Annotated in this window: 13 protein-coding genes; 7 read left to right on the forward strand and 6 right to left on the reverse strand. The window is 37.2% G+C overall.

Annotated elements, in window-relative coordinates:
• The first annotated feature begins 259 nt into the window (after window positions 1-259).
• Window positions 260-832 carry a hypothetical protein gene (locus tag ACWNMY_RS14420; protein ID WP_449538961.1) on the forward strand — a complete coding sequence of 191 codons (573 nt, stop codon included), beginning with the start codon at window positions 260-262 and terminating at the stop codon, window positions 830-832.
• A gap of 177 nt (window positions 833-1,009) precedes the next feature.
• Here the strand turns inward: ACWNMY_RS14420 and ACWNMY_RS14425 are convergent, their stop codons facing one another.
• A complete protein-coding gene (locus ACWNMY_RS14425; RefSeq protein WP_449538962.1) occupies window positions 1,010-2,200 on the reverse strand; it encodes a DUF418 domain-containing protein in 1,191 nt (396 codons plus the stop codon).
• A 151-nt stretch (window positions 2,201-2,351) separates the two neighbouring features.
• Here ACWNMY_RS14425 and ACWNMY_RS14430 point away from each other — a divergent pair, with 151 nt between their 5' ends.
• The 3 genes from ACWNMY_RS14430 (at window position 2,352) to nagZ (ending at window position 6,715) form a co-directional block, all read left to right on the forward strand.
• Entirely contained in the window at window positions 2,352-3,068 is a 717-nt protein-coding gene (locus ACWNMY_RS14430) for a response regulator transcription factor (RefSeq protein ID WP_449538963.1), read from the forward strand.
• On the forward strand, window positions 3,065-4,795 hold the full coding sequence (locus ACWNMY_RS14435) for a sensor histidine kinase (RefSeq protein WP_449538964.1): 1,731 nt from the start codon (window positions 3,065-3,067) through the stop codon (window positions 4,793-4,795). The genes ACWNMY_RS14430 and ACWNMY_RS14435 overlap by 4 nt, the downstream gene beginning before the upstream one ends.
• 207 nt (window positions 4,796-5,002) lie before the next feature.
• Window positions 5,003-6,715 (forward strand): beta-N-acetylhexosaminidase, encoded by a 1,713-nt coding sequence (gene nagZ, locus ACWNMY_RS14440; protein ID WP_449538965.1) that lies wholly within the window; start codon window positions 5,003-5,005, stop codon window positions 6,713-6,715.
• A gap of 283 nt (window positions 6,716-6,998) precedes the next feature.
• Here the strand turns inward: nagZ and ACWNMY_RS14445 are convergent, their stop codons facing one another.
• Window positions 6,999-8,012, reverse strand: coding sequence for a DUF3231 family protein (locus ACWNMY_RS14445; RefSeq protein ID WP_449538966.1), 1,014 nt, complete (start codon window positions 8,010-8,012; stop codon window positions 6,999-7,001).
• Window positions 8,013-8,217: 205 nt separating this feature from the next.
• On the opposite strand from ACWNMY_RS14445, the gene ACWNMY_RS14450 reads away from it, so the two are divergent.
• Window positions 8,218-8,781: a cupin domain-containing protein gene (locus ACWNMY_RS14450; protein ID WP_449538967.1), complete on the forward strand. Its 564-nt coding sequence runs from the start codon at window positions 8,218-8,220 to the stop codon at window positions 8,779-8,781.
• A 38-nt stretch (window positions 8,782-8,819) separates the two neighbouring features.
• Here ACWNMY_RS14450 and ACWNMY_RS14455 read toward each other — a convergent pair whose 3' ends face one another.
• Complete coding sequence (locus ACWNMY_RS14455; RefSeq protein WP_449538968.1) at window positions 8,820-10,490, reverse strand: BCCT family transporter; 1,671 nt, start codon at window positions 10,488-10,490, stop codon at window positions 8,820-8,822.
• Between the two features lie 241 nt (window positions 10,491-10,731).
• Between ACWNMY_RS14455 and ACWNMY_RS14460 the strand changes: the two genes are divergently transcribed.
• Window positions 10,732-11,178, forward strand: a complete 447-nt coding sequence (locus tag ACWNMY_RS14460; RefSeq protein ID WP_449538969.1) for a hypothetical protein — start codon at window positions 10,732-10,734, stop codon at window positions 11,176-11,178.
• A gap of 588 nt (window positions 11,179-11,766) precedes the next feature.
• A complete protein-coding gene (gene pelA / locus ACWNMY_RS14465) occupies window positions 11,767-15,816 on the forward strand; it encodes a pectate lyase (RefSeq protein ID WP_449538970.1) in 4,050 nt (1,349 codons plus the stop codon).
• Between the two features lie 180 nt (window positions 15,817-15,996).
• Here the strand turns inward: pelA and ACWNMY_RS14470 are convergent, their stop codons facing one another.
• From ACWNMY_RS14470 to ACWNMY_RS14480, 3 genes are all read right to left on the reverse strand, one after another.
• Window positions 15,997-17,427, reverse strand: a complete 1,431-nt coding sequence (locus ACWNMY_RS14470; protein ID WP_449538971.1) for a hypothetical protein — start codon at window positions 17,425-17,427, stop codon at window positions 15,997-15,999.
• Between the two features lie 210 nt (window positions 17,428-17,637).
• Window positions 17,638-18,906, reverse strand: a complete 1,269-nt coding sequence (locus ACWNMY_RS14475) for a TRAP transporter large permease (protein WP_449538972.1) — start codon at window positions 18,904-18,906, stop codon at window positions 17,638-17,640.
• Complete coding sequence (locus ACWNMY_RS14480) at window positions 18,906-19,382, reverse strand: TRAP transporter small permease (RefSeq protein WP_449538973.1); 477 nt, start codon at window positions 19,380-19,382, stop codon at window positions 18,906-18,908. The genes ACWNMY_RS14475 and ACWNMY_RS14480 overlap by 1 nt, the downstream gene beginning before the upstream one ends.
• Window positions 19,383-19,502 lie beyond the last annotated feature (120 nt).

Consider the following 19,502-nt stretch of genomic DNA (forward strand, 5'->3'; position numbering starts at 1 on the left):
ATAATAGGGGCCAATACTAATACGTAAAGGATTTTATAGTTGTAAACGCTATCAATTAATGTGATTCTATTCTTACAAGGAGTCACCAACTAGTGGATTCTACCTAGTACAATTTTATCATCAATGGAAATATATGAAAACATAAGTTTATTCATTGGATAAACAAAGTTTTGGAAATTTTTGACCTATGTTATTCTTAAGAATAGGGTGATTTTTCCATATAGGAATAGCATAGAGAGAGGAAAAGAGAGGGATGGAAATGGAAGTAGCAGAAATTAAAAAAATGAGAATGAATCAACTTTTTATCACAAATGGAATATTAGTAACAACTTTCATACTCTATTTCACTATCATGAACGTTTTTGAAATTACATTTGCCCAATTCTTTTTAGTGCTAGCAATTATTCTGCTCGTTCAATCTTGCCACGGACTTATTAAAGGAGATTCTACTAAATCATTCTTACCTTTCTTTGAAAAGATTGCAGTCTATGAAAAAAAGAAAATGGGGAATGAATGGTATAAGCAACGAAAAGCAGGTAATATATTGAACCTGTTGCTAAGTGGTTTAATGTTTTTACAATCCTATTTGTATCAAAATATTACAGGTTATTTTTCAGAGATCGATACTATGTTTTGGGTAATTATTGTCTTATTTATTTTAGTGATTTTGAATATCGGAATGATGCTTCATTTTAGAAAGGTTGATCGTTCAGGTTCCGAATTAGATTTGAAAGGGTACACATGGAAAGCAAACCTTGTAGGAGCTGTCATAGGGCTTGTGTTCGGATTGGCTTTATTTGCATTCATCATATTTTATGTAATTACATTATAAAACTATAATCTAAGATATTGATACCGCTTTATCTAGGAGGTAATCCAATGTTTTTTCATTTTCCCAATCGACACTTTTATTAATTTTTGCGGGACACGGGTACTGATCCCGAGTCCCGTTGCTAACGTAGTTATCTTTTTCATAAAAAAATAGTAGTGAATTTACAACCGTATATGGTTATTGCATAGCTTTTTCCTGCAGTGTCAATTTTTGAGTCTTGGAAGTATGTATTCCCCTCCAAGTTAAGTATGTGCCGATTCTCATTACTTTCTCGAAAGGTCCAATTTTCCAGACTTTAAGATAATAATGGCTGAGTATGATTTGAATGAGGTAAATCAAGATTCCTAGTAAGATCCCATTCAGTACACCAATTTTTCCAAATAGGCCAAAACCATAGCCGTAGAAAATGGTTGTACTGATGATACTTTGACATAAATAATTGGTCATCGAAAGTCGCCCCACATTCTCAAAAAGGGAGAGGATTGTTGATTCCCCACGTGTATAAATTATAGAGAATAGAAAGATATAGCCTACCGATAATAGAGGAGCACCTATCGTATATATCGATTCTGTCCATACTAGTTTAGGTAACAGATAGGGCAAAGATTTTAACACCAAACCAGTCGGTAGGAATAGGCAGGTATACCACAGATATTTCCTTTTTTCTTCAGCTGGATTGGTGAACCAACCACACTTAGCAGCATACATTCCGAATAAGAACATCGGGCAAACCATTAGTGGCATAAACAGTAATATAATTAGGTACATATAGCCAGGAAACCCATATGGATCTTCTCCACTATTACGAAAATCATAAACATCCCAATAGTCTCCAGTTGAATATGCACTAGACTCTTTTTGGGTATACGATTCTAGATTCTTTGGTTCTTCCATTTTTTCGTTTGCCCCGACTACACCCAACAATGTAAATAAAGTAAATAGCGAAATAGTCCAGATTAGTATCGTCTTTTTCTTTCGTTTCACAAAGACAATCATGAATAAGCCAATGAGCCCATACGTAAATAATATATCTCCTTCCCATACAAAAAAGGAGTGGAGCACACCGAATAGAATAAGTAGAAAGAACCGACGTACCAAGTGACGTTTTATCTTTTTGCCGTTTCTTTCAAGGCTTTCCGCTAATTTAATCATTGAATACCCAAATAAAAACATAAAAATGGGCATAAAACTGCTCTCAATAAATACTTTTATCCACACATAAGCGATCCCATCTGATGCTATCGTGCTGTATTTCTCAACCTGGTCTTTTCCAAACATGCCATATTGGAAAATAAGCATATTTGCTAGTAAAATCCCAATTAAACTAAATCCTCTTAATCCATCGATTAACCTTACACGTTTCTTCATTTTTTTCTCCCTTTCATTCGTAACTTTCTTAATGGTATAGGGAGAAGCTTTCTATAATTTGAACGTAACATTACAAGTACATAAAATTTATATTCATTTGTTCAACTGTTCGTAAACTTGCTTTGTTATGATAACAAAGAGGTGGAAACATATGAATGTTGCGACAAATATTTTGATAGTGGATGATGAGAAAGCTATTGTGAAAATGTTAGAAATGATGTTAAAAAAGGAAGGGTTTCAGACTATATACACTGCACATACGGGTCACGCTGCCCTTTCAATACTCCAACAATATCAAATAGACATTATTATTCTAGACGTGATGCTTCCAGATGGCAGCGGGTTTGACTTTTGTCCTAAAATCCGTGAAATATCATCTGCTTATATATTATTTTTGACTGCGAGAGTATCAGATTTAGATGTGTTAACTGGATTTGCAACAGGCGGGGATGATTACGTAACGAAGCCGTTTAATCCGTTAGAGGTGGCTGCAAGAATAAAAGCATATGTAAGAAGGACTTCAACATTAGCTGTGACTTCTAACCAAACGAATACAAGGCAGTATGATTTTGGAAGGTTCTTAGTAGATGAAGATGCTGGAGAATTATTTGTAAACGGAAAGTCGGTACCTTGTCCAACACAGGTTTATTTATTATTGCTTTACTTTTGTAAGCATCCGAATCTCGTTCTTTCTAAGTCTAGGCTACTTGAGGAAGTTTGGGGATTTGATAGTTATGTAGATGAAAACACAGTTTCCGTTCATATTAGAAGAATTCGAGAAAAGATTGAAGAAGTTCCGAGTAACCCTCAATATTTAGTAACGGTAAGGGGACTTGGATATAAACTCGTAAAAGGAAAAAAATTATGAAAAAACTAAAATGGCGTTTGTTCATGCATTTCTCGTTCCAGTTTATTTCAGTAGCTGCCCTTATGGTTATCGTCATTTTTTTAACACTGATTATTGTCATCGGCATCTACGCTAAAGATGTATCTGATTACAATTATTATCAGGCAAAATTAGAGAGTATCGCGGTCAATACGGGTTTTTCACTTTCGAAGTTTAAGATGAATAAAGATTGGGATACAGGTTTAGAAGAGGAACAAATTTGGGTGCAAATTATAAACACCGAAGGAATCGCGATAGAAGCTGGGAATGTTCCAGATGAGATTCCAAACAAGTACACGTACAGCGAATTGAAAAATATGAAGGAAACAAACCAAATACAAGGATATTCGCTCGCATTTTATTTAGAAACATTTTATGAAGCACCATACTTATTTATTTTAGGTTACCATGATGGTGCAAATGCTTTATTGAAACAAATTATTGATCGTTATGGTAACGATGGGATAATAGCAGAATCGAACCTTTCTACGGTAGAAGAAATGCTAAAGAACCAAAATGGATACCTAAAGCTATTTCGTAATGATCATACATTGATTCAATCAGTGGGGATAGAAAGTCTAGAAGAAAAACCATTGGATATATTCGTGAGAGACGTGGTTCCAGATGTTTATTCAACTAAAAGAACGACGTATAAAGATTCCAGTACAGGAGTGACTTGGGAGTTATATACCCCAAATAATAATAAGAATGAAGTGACACTCGAAACATATCTTGATGTTGCAAGAGGCTTTCTCGTTGCCGGTGCCATTGTTCTCTTTATTACAATTAGCATTTCAATATGGAATGGATTTCGTTATGGAAACCCACTGTTTATTTTTGCAAACTGGTTAGGCAGGATGGGGAATGAACCGTATAGTGAAGTGCTAACAGAACGTGAAAGGAAGAAAGTATACCGGAAGAATGGGAAAATAAAGTTGCGATTTAAGCTTTATCAAGAGGTATTTGAGGCATTTTATGATATGGCGGGTAAACTGGATGCTTCAAGGAAAGAGCGGGAGCAATTAGAGAAGAATCGTTCTGAGTGGATGGCAGGAATTTCCCATGATTTACGCACACCGTTATCAACTATGCAGGGATATGGGAATATGTTAGAAAGTGGTCAGTACGAGTGGTCTAACGAAGAATTAGAGGAAATTGGAAAAACAATTCGTGAGAAAAGTGATTATATGTTACATCTAATAGAGGATTTTTCATTAAGTTTTCAGTTAAAAAATGCCGGGAATCAAGTTCAGTTCGATAAAGTAGAGATAAATCAATTTATCGAACGTACCCTAGGAAAATTTATAGGAGATCGAACTTTGAAAGAGTTCCCAATGTCCTTTACCTCATTTGAAAATAGTAGATATATACGTTTAAATAAACGTTTGTTTGAAAGAATGCTGGATAACCTCATTTATAATGCAATCAAGCACAATCCTCCTGGAACAGAGGTTGAATTGATGGTGGATGGAAATAAAGAAGAAATCAAAATAGTTGTCAAAGATAACGGTATTGGGATGGATGTGGAGACACAGAAACATCTATTTGATAGGTATTATCGTGGAACAAATACAGATGAAAGGGAAGAAGGTACAGGGCTAGGTATGAGTATTGCCATGCAAATTGCAAAGCTTCATGGTGGGGAAATTAAAGTCATATCTAGGAAGAATATTGGTACTGAGATTTCAGTGATAATACCAGTTCATTAAATGAGAGAACGATTGACTTCTGTTGAGTGCGTGCTAAAGTTGTGTCTGTAGTGTTGCAGTCGTTCCTCTGTTTCTTGGAGAAAATACTACGTATCAAGAAAAGGCTAGGGTTAGTACTCTTGCCTTTTTTGTTGTGACAGTGTGTAACATTTTTCAAGATAAAGGAGACTATTTATATAGATAAGAAAAATAGCTTAGGAGGTATGTATGTACAAGAAAAGAGTACTAGCAGGTGTAATGGTTATACTCTCCGTAGCTTTGGTGATTGGTACCCTTTATGTGTTAGTTAAAAAGAGCAATCAAGATCAAGATAGTAACCAGTCTATTCCTACTGATGAGTCAAAAAATATGGATGAAGATAACATAGTTGAACAGAAGCCTGAGGCAGAATTAGAAAAAAAGAATTCCCTCGAGCTTGTTAGAGACGTTTATTCGTTAGCCCAAAATGGAAAAATTCCTCAAGTTCCTTTTATTGCAGGTGTAACGAATATCAAGGAGATACACAGTCAATGGGGTGAACCACCAACAATTGATAAAACTTCCATTGGAGATTTTTTGGTTTATCCAGACCATGATGTAACGATTGGAATTAAGGATGAGCTTCCTTTTGATCTTCGCTCGTACCATAGCGGTTTACTGTCCATTCATTTTGAGGAGATAAAACAGGAGTTGGGTGAACCTAATGAGGTCACGTACTATAAGGATGATAAGGTTAACCAGATTATTTTATACTATCAAGTGAATACAACCTTTCAATTAAAATGGATCTTACCAAAACCGACGGAACAGGAACCAAATCCGCATGTTCACCATATTTCACTCGTTACAGAAATGAAAAAAGGGACGAATGACAATAATAGCTTGAGTTTAGATGAAAAAGTTGGCCAACTAATTTTCGCAGGGATTTCCGGGACAAAAATGAATAAAAAGATGAACCAATTAATTACAAAGTACCATGTTGGTGGGATTATTTTTAATGGAGACAATTTAGTGAGTCCGGAACAAGCAGTGACTTATCTGAATCAAATCAAACAATTGAACAAAGGCGACATCCCTTTGTTTTTTGGGGTTGACCAAGAGGGTGGTCGTATTGCAAAGTTGCCTGGAGTCTTACCTAATTTACCAACAAACCTAGAAATCGGAAAAATGAATGATCCGACACTTTCTTATGAAATTGGCACAGTCCTTGGTCAAGAACTAAAGGCATTTGGTTTTAATGTGAATTTTGCTCCAGTTCTAGATGTAAATAGCAATCCAGATAACCCAGTAATTGGGGACCGTTCATTTAGCAACAATCCGGAAATTGTGAGTAAACTTGGAATTCAAACAATGAAGGGATTACATTCACAATCAATTGTTTCTGCTATCAAGCATTTTCCTGGACACGGAGATACACATGTTGACTCCCATCTGGAATTACCTAAGGTTACGAAAACATTCGAGGAACTTAATGAGTTAGAGTTTGTTCCATTTCGTCAAGCAATTAATGAAGGTGCAGATATGGTAATGGTTGGCCATATTCTTGTACCGGTCATTGATAAAACGTATCCTTCTTCTATGTCAAAAAAAATCATCACCGACATTTTACGGCAGGAACTTGGCTTCAAGGGAGTGGTCATTACTGACGACTTTTATATGAAGGCAATCACCAATGACTATGAAATTGGCGAGGCTGCAGTACAATCGATAAAGGCAGGCAGCGATATTATCATGGTGGCACATGATTACAACAAGGTTGTCCAAGTCCAAAATGCAATCAAAAAAGCTGTTGAGAACGGTGAAATTTCCGAGAAGAGAATTGACAAAAGCGTGGAGAGAATCCTTGAAATGAAGGAAAAATACAAGCTGAGCGATTCACCAACTAAACCTGTAAATATTGAAGTGTTAAATAATGCTATTGAACAGATACTGTCTAGGTAGAAAAGCAAGATAATAAGGAGCAAAATCCATCTGAGTTTCTTTCAAGTTATTTAGGGTTATACGAGTCGTAAATGAATAATTTGAAGGTATTGCCGCACTTAGCTAATGTTAAGTGCGGTCTTTACTATACGGAAATTAAATTGAAATTGAGCTACCTAATCAATGTACGATATTTCTCAATGATAGCCTTATCACATCTTTAAAGGTGAAATGAAGCGCTTTTGTTGAAAAGCCACCATCAGCGAAAGTGAATAGGGACAGAGGCGCACATGTCCTCTGTCCCTTATTTCTTTTTAGCTAAGTTTTCTCTGTCTGCTGCTAAAGGAGGTTGTTCAAGCCATCCATTTTTTATTAATAATTGTGCACCATCTTCGGCATATAACCCGACTTCAGCCATAAGTCGTGTATATTCTATAGCTATATCTCTTCTTTGTGATACCGACGCTCCAGCGCCATAATAACCTATTGCAGCAGAAATCAGTACGACAATATGATTTAACATCAACTTTTCAGAAAAAGGAGGTATTGTCGAGTTGGTAACATCGGAAACCCATGAAGCGGGTGACGCCAGCTCGTCCTTAGTTAAAACACGACTAAGGATACCAAATTGTTTTTCACAAAGTTTTTTACCTCTTTGAAAGTATTTTATCACTTCCTCTGTTTGGGAAACTTGTGCAAATGCTATTTCCAGAACAACTTTAACAACTACCTTAACCATGTTAAAACTAATCCCACTAATTTCAACAGCACTTAAAGGTCGCCTTTTACCAAACCAGCCATTCAAGAAACTTTGCTCATTAACAAACTCAACCTCACTATGCATATTAATTCGAGGTGGTTTGCTATAGACTCCTTTTTTTATCATTAGACTTGCAATTCGTTCGTATAATTCCATTGTTTCTGTATTACATTGAATAAAGTATTTAATTTGATCGGGTCGTGAGGAGGTAGCTACAGCCCCCGCATAACCTGTTAGCCCAAGTAATGTCATCACATGCATATAGACAAGTAAAAACGTGTCTGTAAAAAGGGCAGGGGCATTGCTATTTACATCATCTTCAATTGTAAAACCTTTTGGGATAGGGAAATTCTCCTTGTTCATAAACTCTGTTAACTTTTCAATATGGATTTTTGCAAGGTTCAGTGCAAATTGGAGAATGTCGCTGACCTCTTTATCTTTGGTATGCTCTATAGAATGTGTAAGGATACAAATTGATAAGGAATCGTTCATATATTGAGTCCAAAGGTTTGCTATCTCAGCTGAAGTTAACTCAATACTATTTCTTTCATTTTCCATTCAACCAACCTCCAGTACTAAAGCAAAAGTCTCATTGTAAAATTTATATCAAACCATTTATTGAATAGTATTACAAGAAGTTCAGTTTCTAGTTATTTTAAAAAGTAACTTTCTGTATATATTTTTATTTTGATTCTTCAAAAATGTACATTTGCCTTAGATAATGCATAGAATAATTTATTAATTAGTGGAGGTGGATAGAAACATGTATTATGTTCCTTTTATTCAGCCCTATCGATATCAAAATTATTATTACTCAAATGATCCTATGTATGGCTACACTTCATATCCAGTCCAAATGAATTTTGGTTATTGGGGACCATTTCAACCGTGGAACAGAAGTGAAAATATCGTTGTTAAAGATTATGGACCCAACCCGTTCGTCATCAATATTAATGAAGCTACCAAGCAAAATAGTACATTCCGAACTGCTTTATGGACAGGGAGTCAGTTCCAAATCACGTTAATGAGCCTCAATCCTGGTGAAGATATTGGGATAGAAATGCATCCTGATGTAGACCAATTCTTACGTCTAGAACAAGGCTACGGAATTGTTCAAATGGGAAACAGTCAAGATAACTTACACTTTGTAAGAGAGGTTTCAGATGATACAGCTATTATTATACCGGCTGGGACTTGGCATAACATAACCAATACTGGTAACATCCCATTAAGGCTTTACTCGATTTATGCTCCACCAAACCACCCATTTGGTACTGTCCATGAAACCAAACAAGACGCGATTGAAGCAGAAGAGCATCATCAGTAGTAGTTGAAGGACAGAGTTGACCGCTCTGTCCTTCTCTTTTATTTCTCTTCTTCGAAATGGGCATCGACAGGTCCCTTTTGTTCAGTATTTTGTATTTGTTCGGTAGTCATGTCTTTATTCTTTTTCTTTCTTCTTAGACGTTCTAGTATTTTACGGTAGTTTAAATTTATTGTCTTTGGTTCATAAAAATCAGAGGCTTTAATATCTTGTGTGGATGCCTTCATAAATGACCATCCGAGCATGACCATAATGAAGAGAAGTGGAAACCCTCCGACGATACTCGCTGTTTGGAGTGTTTCTAACCCACCAATAAACATTAATGCGAGTGGCATGATACAAAGTGCAAAGGCCCAAAAGAGACGATTCCATCGTAAGGGCTCATCATCAACTTCCTTCTGTACAACAGATGCCAAGATATACGAGCTTGAATCGAATGTTGTGGCTAGAAATACGATAGCAAGAACTGTAAAGACAAGAATCATAAACCATGAAAGTGGCAGGCTTGCAATGACATCTAGAATTGCTGGAGATGCTCCTGCTGTGTTCAATGTATGGATAATGTCCAATTCTCCAGTTAATTGCAGATGCATACCGTAATTCCCTAATACACCAAAAAATAGAATACTACCTAAGGTTCCATAGATCATTGTTCCGAGCACCATTTGTTTAATGGTGCGTCCACGGGAAATTTTTGCAACAAATAGTCCTACAAACGGTGCGTAGACGAGCCACCATGCCCAATAGAACACTGTCCACGTTTCAGGGAAGGATGTTGTTTCAAATGGCCCTAAGGAATTAAAAGGCTCTGTCCATGTACTCATATGGAAGAAGTTATCTAATAGAAGTCCTATACTATTTACTGTTGTTTCTAAAATAAATCTTGTTGGCCCAAAGATAAAAACAAAAGCCAATAGAAACAAAGATAGCCAGAGGTTAACATCAGAAAGAACTTTTATCCCTTTTCGCAGCCCTGTATAAGCGCTGATTGCAAAGATGACGGTTACGAATAATAATATTAGAGTTTTTAATAGCATATTAGGTTCCAGACCAGTTAAACGGCTGATTCCTTCAGCAATCATAGGTGCACCGAGAGCTAATGTTGTTCCTGCACCGCCAATAAGCCCAAACATAAATAATATGTCAATGATGTTTCCGATTGGTCCGTCAGCATATTTTCCAATTAATGGTCTCGTAGCTTCACTAATTTTTAAGACAGGCTTTTTTCTCACATAATAAAAATAAGCAATCGGTAAGGCGGGAAGTGTATAAATAGCCCATGCAATTGGACCCCAATGAAACATCCCATAAGTACTTGCCCATGCGATAGCTTGTGTAGTCCCAGGTTGAACTCCAAATGGAGGACCTTGAAGGTAATAAGCCCATTCAATCGTTCCCCAATATAAAATACTTGATCCAATTCCCGCACAAAACAGCATGCCAGCCCATGAGAAATTATTAAATTCGGGCTTTTCTCCTTTTTCCCCAAGCATAATTTGTCCGTTAGCACTAAATGCAACATAAATTAGAAAGAAAAAAATAGTCACTCCAACTAATAAATATAAAACTCCGAAGTTTGTTGTGACATATGTATTTGCATTATTTACTACCTCTTTTCCTCTCTCAGGAAACAAAATGAGAGGAATTGTGACTAACATCAGTAACGTGAAAGCACCAATAAAAGTTGGCCAATCAATTATCCTGTTTTTCATACTCCCAAAAACCACCTTATCTAATTCTCTTTGGTAGTTTTTACAAGACAAAAGGAAATATACGTAATACAGGGGTATTAATATGATCGAACCTTGGTTCATAATTTAGGGGTTAAGTAAAGTCATTATCGAGCAAAGTCCGAAATAGCTATAGGTAGATACCAGTTGACGTATCATTTACGGAAAAACATCAATGTTTTATGATAAAGATAGTGCAAAAACCATAAGAGTGGTGATAGTAATGGAACAAATAAAGCTAAAACAATGGTTGGTAGAGATTGATGTAACGAAAACAAAGGAGTTTTATAAAACAGAATTTGAACTTTGCGATTGTTTATACTGCAAGAATTATTATGAAGTAAGTCGTCATCTTACCCCACCTTTACTAGAGATATTTAAAAAATTAGGGATTACTCCCTCTAAACCCATTCATGTAGATGAGTTTGGAGAGATAACTAGTGATTTACGCTTATATATTGGGAGCTATCATATAGTTGGTAAATTGCTAGAAGGAGAGTATTGTTCGGATTCAGAATGGAGCGATACCAATACAGCAACAGTAGGGAATTATACATTTGGATTTACGAGAGATATCACGTTTGTACATGAAGAATTTCCAACACCCGTTTTGCAAATAGACTTTGAAGCACGAGTTCCGTGGGTGTTAACAGAGAAGCCGGAGGACTGATACATTGACAATTGGCAGGGCGACTTGTTACTGTACGAGAATCAAAAAGCTAGGTTCGTATGATATAGGAAATCCTCTTAGCAAAGAAAAATATTGCTGACCAGTTGCTGCAATTCAGTTAGGTAGTGAAAAAGAACTACTGTTTACTGTGAATTTTTCCAAGAAGTCTTCTAATCTGATATTTTTAAACTGAAATAAATGATCATTTCACTCACAGCTTTATAAGGAACAGCAATATGTGAGAATATTTTATTTTTTCTGAGATAATGGTTTTGCCTTTATCTATAGGCTAGTAAATAAGTTTATAAGAGGGATTAAGCTTCTTATACTAAATTTCTGGTTAATAATTTATTATTGTAATGGAAGGGTTATATACAAATATTGATGTGAGAAGAGGATTATCACCAATAATACTACAAAATACCCATACACCTCCTTGGTATACTTTATAACAAGGGGGGTGAATAGGTTGAAAACGTAACATCAATAATGAAAACGTTTTCGAAAAATGCTGGTTTATTTACTAGGTTTAAGACCTACATACTAACTAGAAGTCTACAATCTATCACTACAAATATGGGGGTAAAAATGAAGAAAATAATTCGTATTTTTTTGGCTTTCTTAATTCTTTTTTCAACAGTTCCAAATGCATCTTCATTCAAGGTGTCTGCAGCTAGTAATCTATCAGACTCGCCAACAGGTTTGCAGGCGACTGCTGGGGATGAAAAAGTTGATTTAAAATGGAATCGTTCCATTGGTACAGGGAAGTCCATGCTATATGTTGGTTCAGGATTACCTGCTGATGAGAATGCAATTGCTCATTTACAAACACTCGGGTTTAATAAAATAACTTTTAAAAATATTAAAGAGACAGAAACTGCTGATACAGAAGGTTTTGATATTGTATTCGTCGGAGAAACTTCACCGTCTGGTGACATAGGAGACAAATTCAAAGAAATCCCAATCCCTGTTGTTTATTCAAAAGGCTGGGTAGTCGATGATGTGGATTTAAGTGAAAAAGGATCGGGTCTATCAGGTGATATTGATGGTCAAACGAATCTAACTATTCAAGATCCTTATCATCCGTTAGCAGCTGGCCTCAGTGGCACAGTTCAGGTGTATTCGAAAGCTGGGAAGGTGAACTTCGGGACACCCGGCGAAGAAGCGGAAGTTATTGCCACAGTAGAGGGTGATGATGCGAAAGTATCGATATTTGCATATGAAAAGGGTGCAAAGAGGGTAACAGGTGAACCAGTACCAGCACGACGCGTTTCTACGTTTGTTTTCAATGGACAGGAGGAACACATGACAGCAGATGGATGGAAGCTTGTCGATGCGTCTGTTGAGTGGGCATTGGGTAGTGAAGATGATAAACCAAAAATGCTGTACGTTGGTCAGGACTTGCCTGCAGATGTCAATGGAGTTCGTCATTTTCAATCATTAGGCTATTTATCGGTTGATTTTGCAGTTGTTAAGGAAACGGAAGCGGCCGATACTGAGGGCTATGATATTGTGTTTGTTGCAGAGACATCACCATCTGGTGATATTAAGCAAAAGTTTAGGGATATCCCGATTCCTGTTATTTATTCTAAAGGATATATCGTTGATGATGTCGGCCTAAGTGAGAAAGAATCCGGTTTATTTGGAGATATCGACGGTCAAACAAACCTTGTCATTCAAGATAGCGACCACCCGTTAGCAGCGGGGCTTAGTGGCACAGTGCAAGTCTATTCAAAAGCCGGAAAGGTAAACTTCGGTACTCCAGGTCCAGAAGCTAATGTGATCGCTACCGTTGAAGGGGATGACTCGAAAGCATCTATATTTGCGTATGAAAAAGGTGCAAAAAGGGTAACAGGTGAGCCAGTACCAGCACGCCGTGTCTCTACATTTGTTTTTAATGGACAAGAGGAGCATATGACAACTGAAGGCTGGAAGCTAGTCGACCAATCTGTTATTTGGGCTCTTAATTTGAATGAAAAAGACATAGCCCATGAAAAAACATTTACAGTGAAAAGAAGTACAAATGCGGAAGGACCATTTGAGGTAATTGCTAGCGGCCTTGAAGAGAACGCATTTACCGATACTGGTTTAGAAAATGGAAATACCTATTATTATCAAGTTTCATTAGTTTACCGTGATGGAACCCAAAGCAATCCATCGGAAGTGGTTAGTGCAACACCTGTAGATCCATTACCAACACCTACTGGTTTAACAGCAGTTCCAGGCAATGAACAGGTAAATTTAAGCTGGAATTCTGTCCCTGAGGCTACTTCCTATAATGTAAAACGGAGTACTGAGAAGGGTGGTTCCTACAATGTTATTGCTACAGGAATAACAGAAACAACATATACAGACACAAGTGTAAAAAATGGAGTAGTGTATTATTACGTTGTCTCTGCTGAAAATGAAGTAACAACAAGTGCAGATTCTACGCCGATTGAGGTCACACCAACAGATACTCGCCCAGCTATTTCATTGGAAGAGAGTCCTTCCTATGTAAATGAAAAAATGTATACAATTTCAGGTAAGATAAATCGGAAGAGCACGGTTACTGTAAATGGTGAGGATGTGGAATTAAAAGAGGACCTTACGTTCAGTAAAACGCTTGAATTGGTAGCTGGAGAAAATAAAATTACGATTGAAGCCATTGATACAGAAGGTGTAGCAGCAGCTCCTGTCGAAGTTATTGTCGTTTACGATACTGACGCTCCGGCACTTACGATTGATAGGCTAGAAGGTGAAAAAGATGGTGATATTTATAAAACCGTTTATAACCCGTATCCAGTTTCCGGTACATTAAGTGAGGATGGATATGTTTATATTAATGGGGAAAAATTTGAGGTTGCTGATGATTTCACGTTTTATGCTGAAGTAGAGCTTGAAGCAGGAGAGGAAAACACTCTAGAAATTAAAGGTGTTGACTTTGCAGGAAATGAGACGAAGGTTGTAACTTATGCTGTTTCTCCTCATATCGAGGCAGTGCCAACTGGCCCTATTAAAATTATTAGTACTGTTGTAACGAAGCCAAATACCGTTGAAGTTACCTTTAATGGTCGAGTCGCGAATCTTGATTTGGATGATCTTGAATTGCAATCGGCAATGGGAGATTGGAATGACGGATTCAATCCAAAATTAACGGCTAACATTACCATTCTAAATACAAAAACATACGTAAACGATCAAGGCCAGACTGTGGTTGTATTCGAAACAAAAGAAACAATTAATGAGGATGGAACAATTGATCGAAATAGTAAAGAAGACCCACATAATGTTCCATTATTAAAAGCTAGCTATTATTCTGATGACCTAGAAAAATCTATCCAACAAGCAGATTATCTGATTTCTTGGCAGATGGATCACGGTGGATGGTATAAAAACTGGTCTGATACGAAGTACAGACGTATGTGGGATGGAAAAGAGCCGAAATCTGAGTCTTATTCCTTTACTCATGAAACAGAGGCTGGAACAACAGATAACAATGCGACTATTGATGAAATTCTATTCCTATCTGTCATGTACAAAGAAACGGGACTTGAAAGATTTAAAGAGTCTGCTGTAAAAGGAATTAATTTTATCTTAGAGTCACAATATGATAAAGGTGGATTCCCACAAATGTATCCGTTGGTGGGTGGTTATGCAGATAATGCGACATTTAACGATAACGCGATGAACCGTGTGTTGAATGCCTTAACCCTTGTAGCTAAAAAACAATATCCATTTAACAGTGATATTATTAGTGACGAAGTGGCTCAAGAAGCACAAGATGCTTTAGATTTATCCCTTGATTTTCTATTAAAATCTCAAATTAAAGTAGATGGAAAGTTAACGGCATGGGGCCAGCAGCATGATCCGTATACGTATGAAGCAACATATGGTCGTGCATTTGAGCTTCCATCAATTTCAGGATTTGAATCTGTTAGCGTAGTAGCTTATCTGATGTCTTTACCACAAACGGAAGAAATTAAGACTGCAATTGATGCCGCATTAAAGTGGTTTGATGAGGTAAAACTTGAAGGCATTCGATTTGAGCGTTTTGATCAGGAAAACATGAAGTTTTTCTATGAGGACCCTGATGCGGTAACGTGGTATCGATTCTATGAAATTGGTACAAATCGCCCAGTATTTGCAAACCGTGATGGTATCATGCTACACGACTTCTTTAAAATTGAGGGAGACAGCAAATGGATGTATATGTGGGCTGGTGATTTTGCGAGTGGCTTATTAAATGTTGAAAAAACAACAGGTTATTTTGAAAATCGAGCATATGTAAGTGTTATCGATGATAATTCTACTAACATTGCAGGACAAACACTTGTTGTTGGTGATATACACCGTATCGAACCATATCAAGAATCGCCTGTAGATCCGGAGCAACCTGAGGAACCAGAGGTTCCAGAGCAACCGGAACCAGAGCAACCAGAGAAACCAGGAGATTCAAATGATACTGAGGAACCTGAGGATAAAAACGATAGCTCAGATGAAAAAGAAAAAGAACATTCAGAAGGAAGTAACAAAGAGAACGAACTTCCTAAAACAGCAACAACAATGTATAACTGGCTGATGTTTGGTGGAGTACTTATCCTTGCGGGGCTAGGTATTTACCTTTACCAACGGAAGCGACATTTACAAGGCAATTAGAGTAAAGAAGGCCCAATCCTCTTAACAGGGGATAGGGCCTTCATTTGATAGACTTACCTTTGATATAAAATCGCTTGTGCAACTCCAATAAAAAAACTGTGTTTCTAGTATAGAAAGGATTCACCACAACTTTAACTGTTTAATTACTTCTATTAGGTAGGGTAAACACTTTTACTGAGCCTAGAAAATCAATAGCCCAATAATAGTAGAGAGTAGTAACCCAACTGTTACAGGTATAAAGCTTTTGCGAACAAGGTCAAGGACCGGGACTTTTGCAAAGCCTGCTACTGCTATAAGTGAAGACCAAGCAATTAATGTGCCACCGCCTACCCAAATAGATCCCATTTGTCCTATGGCAGACAATGTTTCTACATCAACGCCAACACTTCCGGCTAATGCACCTGATAACGACCCAACTAAAGGAAGTCCTGAGAAACCTGAGCCATCTAAACCGGTAATAACACCAATTAAAAGTATTCCAAATCCTGCAATAAACGCGTTTTCTGGGATAAACTGTTGACCAGAAAGCACTAAATCAAACAAGAAGGAAGGAGAATCCTCAGGACTCATACCAAATATTTTGCTTGTCAACTCTCCACTTCCTAAAAAGAAGAATCCGGCAATTGGAATGACAGGGCCCATTGCTTTAAAAGCGAACAAAAACCCTTTTACAATATTGTCGCTAACAGTATTCAGTGATGAACGTGGGTCTTTACATGTAGAGGCAGCAATTAGAAGAATAGCTGAAGCTCCACCAATTAAAGCTGCCCCTGTTCCACCTTCCACAGAAGGAATGACATCCGAAAACTTTGCAAGGAACATATAGATAATAATAATCAAAAACGTAATAGGAACAAGTATTGAAAAGAGTAGGCTATATTTGTTTTTCTGTGGCTGTCCTTTCTCTGATTCACTGTTATCCTGTTCAAAATCTAGATCTCTCTTTTCCCATGCATGTAAGTGCTCATCGGATGGGCGTAGTATGAGTTTTCGAAATGTCAAATATGCGATAACGATTGCTGTAATTCCGGTAATAATGGATAATACCATGGCCCGGTCTGCTACAACACCAACATTTGCTCCAGCTGCTGTCGCTGTTAAAGTAGGCGCAATTTGAATAATATAGTCCGAAGATAACGCCATTCCTTGGCCGGCGAGTGAAATAGCAATTGCAGCTCCAATTGGCGGAAGTCCAGATCGAACCGCTACCGGAATGAGTAAGGCACCAACTAATGGTACAGCAGGTGTCGGCCAAAAGAATAAGGAGATTACATACGTCACAAAAATGATAACCCAGAAGGATATATGACCATTTTTCATCAGCTTCTGAAATGGTGTGATCATTTGCTGATCAGCACCAATGGATTTTAGAGAGTGTAATAAAGCTGTCATAATAGCAATAATTAGGAAAATATTAAATAACTCTCCTGCGGCAACCAAGCTTGCGTTAAATATAGACTGTAATCCCAATGAAAAGGAACCGGTAAAAATCCACCCAACTAAAAAGGTAACGATAATGGACGGTACGACAACATTTTGCCGAAAAAGCATTGTAAATATAATAATCCCGGTCCCTACTAAATACATCCAATGGGCAGCGGTTAATTCCATCTATATAACCCCCTAGAGTCTAATGAAAAGCAAATATATTATAGGATAGTGTATGCTGCGTTATGGGCACAGGTGAAAGGGATAATGAATAGTAATAAAATTTTGGATAATTTAATGGAGGATCTTTCTTTCAAAAAAGGACTGACACTTCTCTCAATGGGGGCAGTAATATAAAAAAGTGCCTGTACTTAATCAGGCACTTTTTAACCTCTAGTTATCTAAAAATAATAGACTAATTTCTGGTACGAAGCTAATTATGATTATGTCGATAATTAGTATGATGAGGAACGGGATGATTGCCCGAACAATTTTTTCTAATCGTATATTTGCGATATTGGATGCCACGAATAAGTTAATCCCAACCGGAGGTGTGATGAAACCAATCGCGAGGTTAACGACCATAATGACACCAAAGTGAACAGGGTCTATACCCACAGCGTTTGTAACTGGGAGTAGAATAGGTGCCATGATGATGATGGCCGCTGATGTTTCTAGGAAAGTACCTATAATTAATAGAATGATATTAATTATGATTAACACGATAATTGGATTGGATGAAAGTTCTAGCAGTGCATTCGTAATTTGGAGTGGGATTTGTTCCCTTGTTAAAATGAAACCAAAAATAGATGCACATGCAATAATAAACATGATTACTGCAGAAGTTACAGCGGATGAAATAAAAATTTCAGGTAAATCCTTCCATTTTATTTCGCGATAGATAAATAGACCTACTATTAATCCATATACGACTGCTACAACAGATCCTTCAGTAGGGGTGAATATTCCACCATAAATCCCACCTAAAATGATAACTGGCATTAAAATTGCGAGAATGGCTCTGTTGAAGGATTTGAAAACATCACCCATAGAGCTTTTTTCTCCTTTTCCATACCCGCGTTTTCTAGAAATAAAATAGGCGACAACAATTAATGAAATACCAACTAGTATACCTGGTAGAATTCCAGCGATAAATAGATCACTAATAGATGCTCCAGCGATAACACCAAATAAAATTAACGGAACACTTGGTGGAATCATAACACCTATAGTACCACCAGCCGCTTGAATTGCAGTAGAGAAGCTTTTGTCATACCCCTTTTTAACCATTGCCGGAATCATGATTGCTCCAACTGCCGCTGTTGTTGCTGCACCAGATCCTGAAATAGCTGCAAAAAACATACAGGTAACTATTGAAACCATAGCTAAGCCCCCGTGCATTCTTCCGACAATTGTCATTGCGAAATCGACGAGTCTTTTTGAAATTCCGCCAACTTCCATTAACTTACCTGCTAAGATAAAGAAGGGAACAGCCATTAATGTAAAGGAGTCTGTTGATGTAAACATTTTTTGGACAACAACCATTAAGGGAACACTATCTTGGACCATAAGTACAATCATAGAAGCAAGTCCAAGGGCAACTGCAATTGGAATGTTAATAAAGAAAAGAACGATAAGTACTCCAAATAGTAACCAGGCCATTAGTTCTTCGCCTCCTTATTCCATTCAGTAATTACGACATAAAGCAGATTGATAATAAAAAGTACGCTCGATATCGGAATGACTGTATAGACCAAGCCCATTGGTAATTGTAGGACAGGAGATTTCTGAACCATACTTCTTTCGATAAAATCAAAGCTATGAACGATAACCTGCCAAAAGAAGAATACAATTAAAATTGTCGTAACGACATGAAACACTTTTTTTATGGCTGGACCAACACTTTCATAGAGAATTTCAACACTTGGGTGTGCTTTTACACTCATTCCATAACCTGCTCCGAGGAAGGTGGTCCACACAAGTAAATAGCGTCCAAGCTCTTCTGTCCATGCTAACGGCTGTTCGAGAACAAATCGGAAGAGAACCTGTAAAAATACAACTACTACTAAAACGAAAAAAAGAATAATAAGTATCCATTTGAAAAATCCATTTATAAAGTTTACTGTCTTTTTAATCACCTGTATTTCCCCTTGTAATCAAATGCGCCTTGGCGTTTTGTTGACCCACATGAAGCGGGACATAAAGACGTTACCACATGATGTGGCAATCTTAGTCTTTGATTCTACGAAAAAAACTTC

It is taken from the genome of Ferdinandcohnia sp. Marseille-Q9671 (assembly GCF_976954385.1).

Bases quoted from the DNA above. Each gene is read 5' to 3' on its own strand.
- ACWNMY_RS14450 (WP_449538967.1), top strand. From the start codon at position 8,218: ATGTATTATGTTCCTTTTATTCAGCCCTATCGATATCAAAATTATTAT.
- ACWNMY_RS14470 (WP_449538971.1), bottom strand. From the start codon at position 17,427: ATGGAATTAACCGCTGCCCATTGGATGTATTTAGTAGGGACCGGGATT.
- pelA (WP_449538970.1), top strand. From the start codon at position 11,767: ATGAAGAAAATAATTCGTATTTTTTTGGCTTTCTTAATTCTTTTTTCA.
- ACWNMY_RS14430 (WP_449538963.1), top strand. From the start codon at position 2,352: ATGAATGTTGCGACAAATATTTTGATAGTGGATGATGAGAAAGCTATT.
- ACWNMY_RS14420 (WP_449538961.1), top strand. From the start codon at position 260: ATGGAAGTAGCAGAAATTAAAAAAATGAGAATGAATCAACTTTTTATC.
- ACWNMY_RS14460 (WP_449538969.1), top strand. From the start codon at position 10,732: ATGGAACAAATAAAGCTAAAACAATGGTTGGTAGAGATTGATGTAACG.
- ACWNMY_RS14455 (WP_449538968.1), bottom strand. From the start codon at position 10,490: ATGAAAAACAGGATAATTGATTGGCCAACTTTTATTGGTGCTTTCACG.
- ACWNMY_RS14445 (WP_449538966.1), bottom strand. From the start codon at position 8,012: ATGGAAAATGAAAGAAATAGTATTGAGTTAACTTCAGCTGAGATAGCA.
- nagZ (WP_449538965.1), top strand. From the start codon at position 5,003: ATGTACAAGAAAAGAGTACTAGCAGGTGTAATGGTTATACTCTCCGTA.
- ACWNMY_RS14475 (WP_449538972.1), bottom strand. From the start codon at position 18,906: ATGGCCTGGTTACTATTTGGAGTACTTATCGTTCTTTTCTTTATTAAC.
- ACWNMY_RS14425 (WP_449538962.1), bottom strand. From the start codon at position 2,200: ATGAAGAAACGTGTAAGGTTAATCGATGGATTAAGAGGATTTAGTTTA.
- ACWNMY_RS14435 (WP_449538964.1), top strand. From the start codon at position 3,065: ATGAAAAAACTAAAATGGCGTTTGTTCATGCATTTCTCGTTCCAGTTT.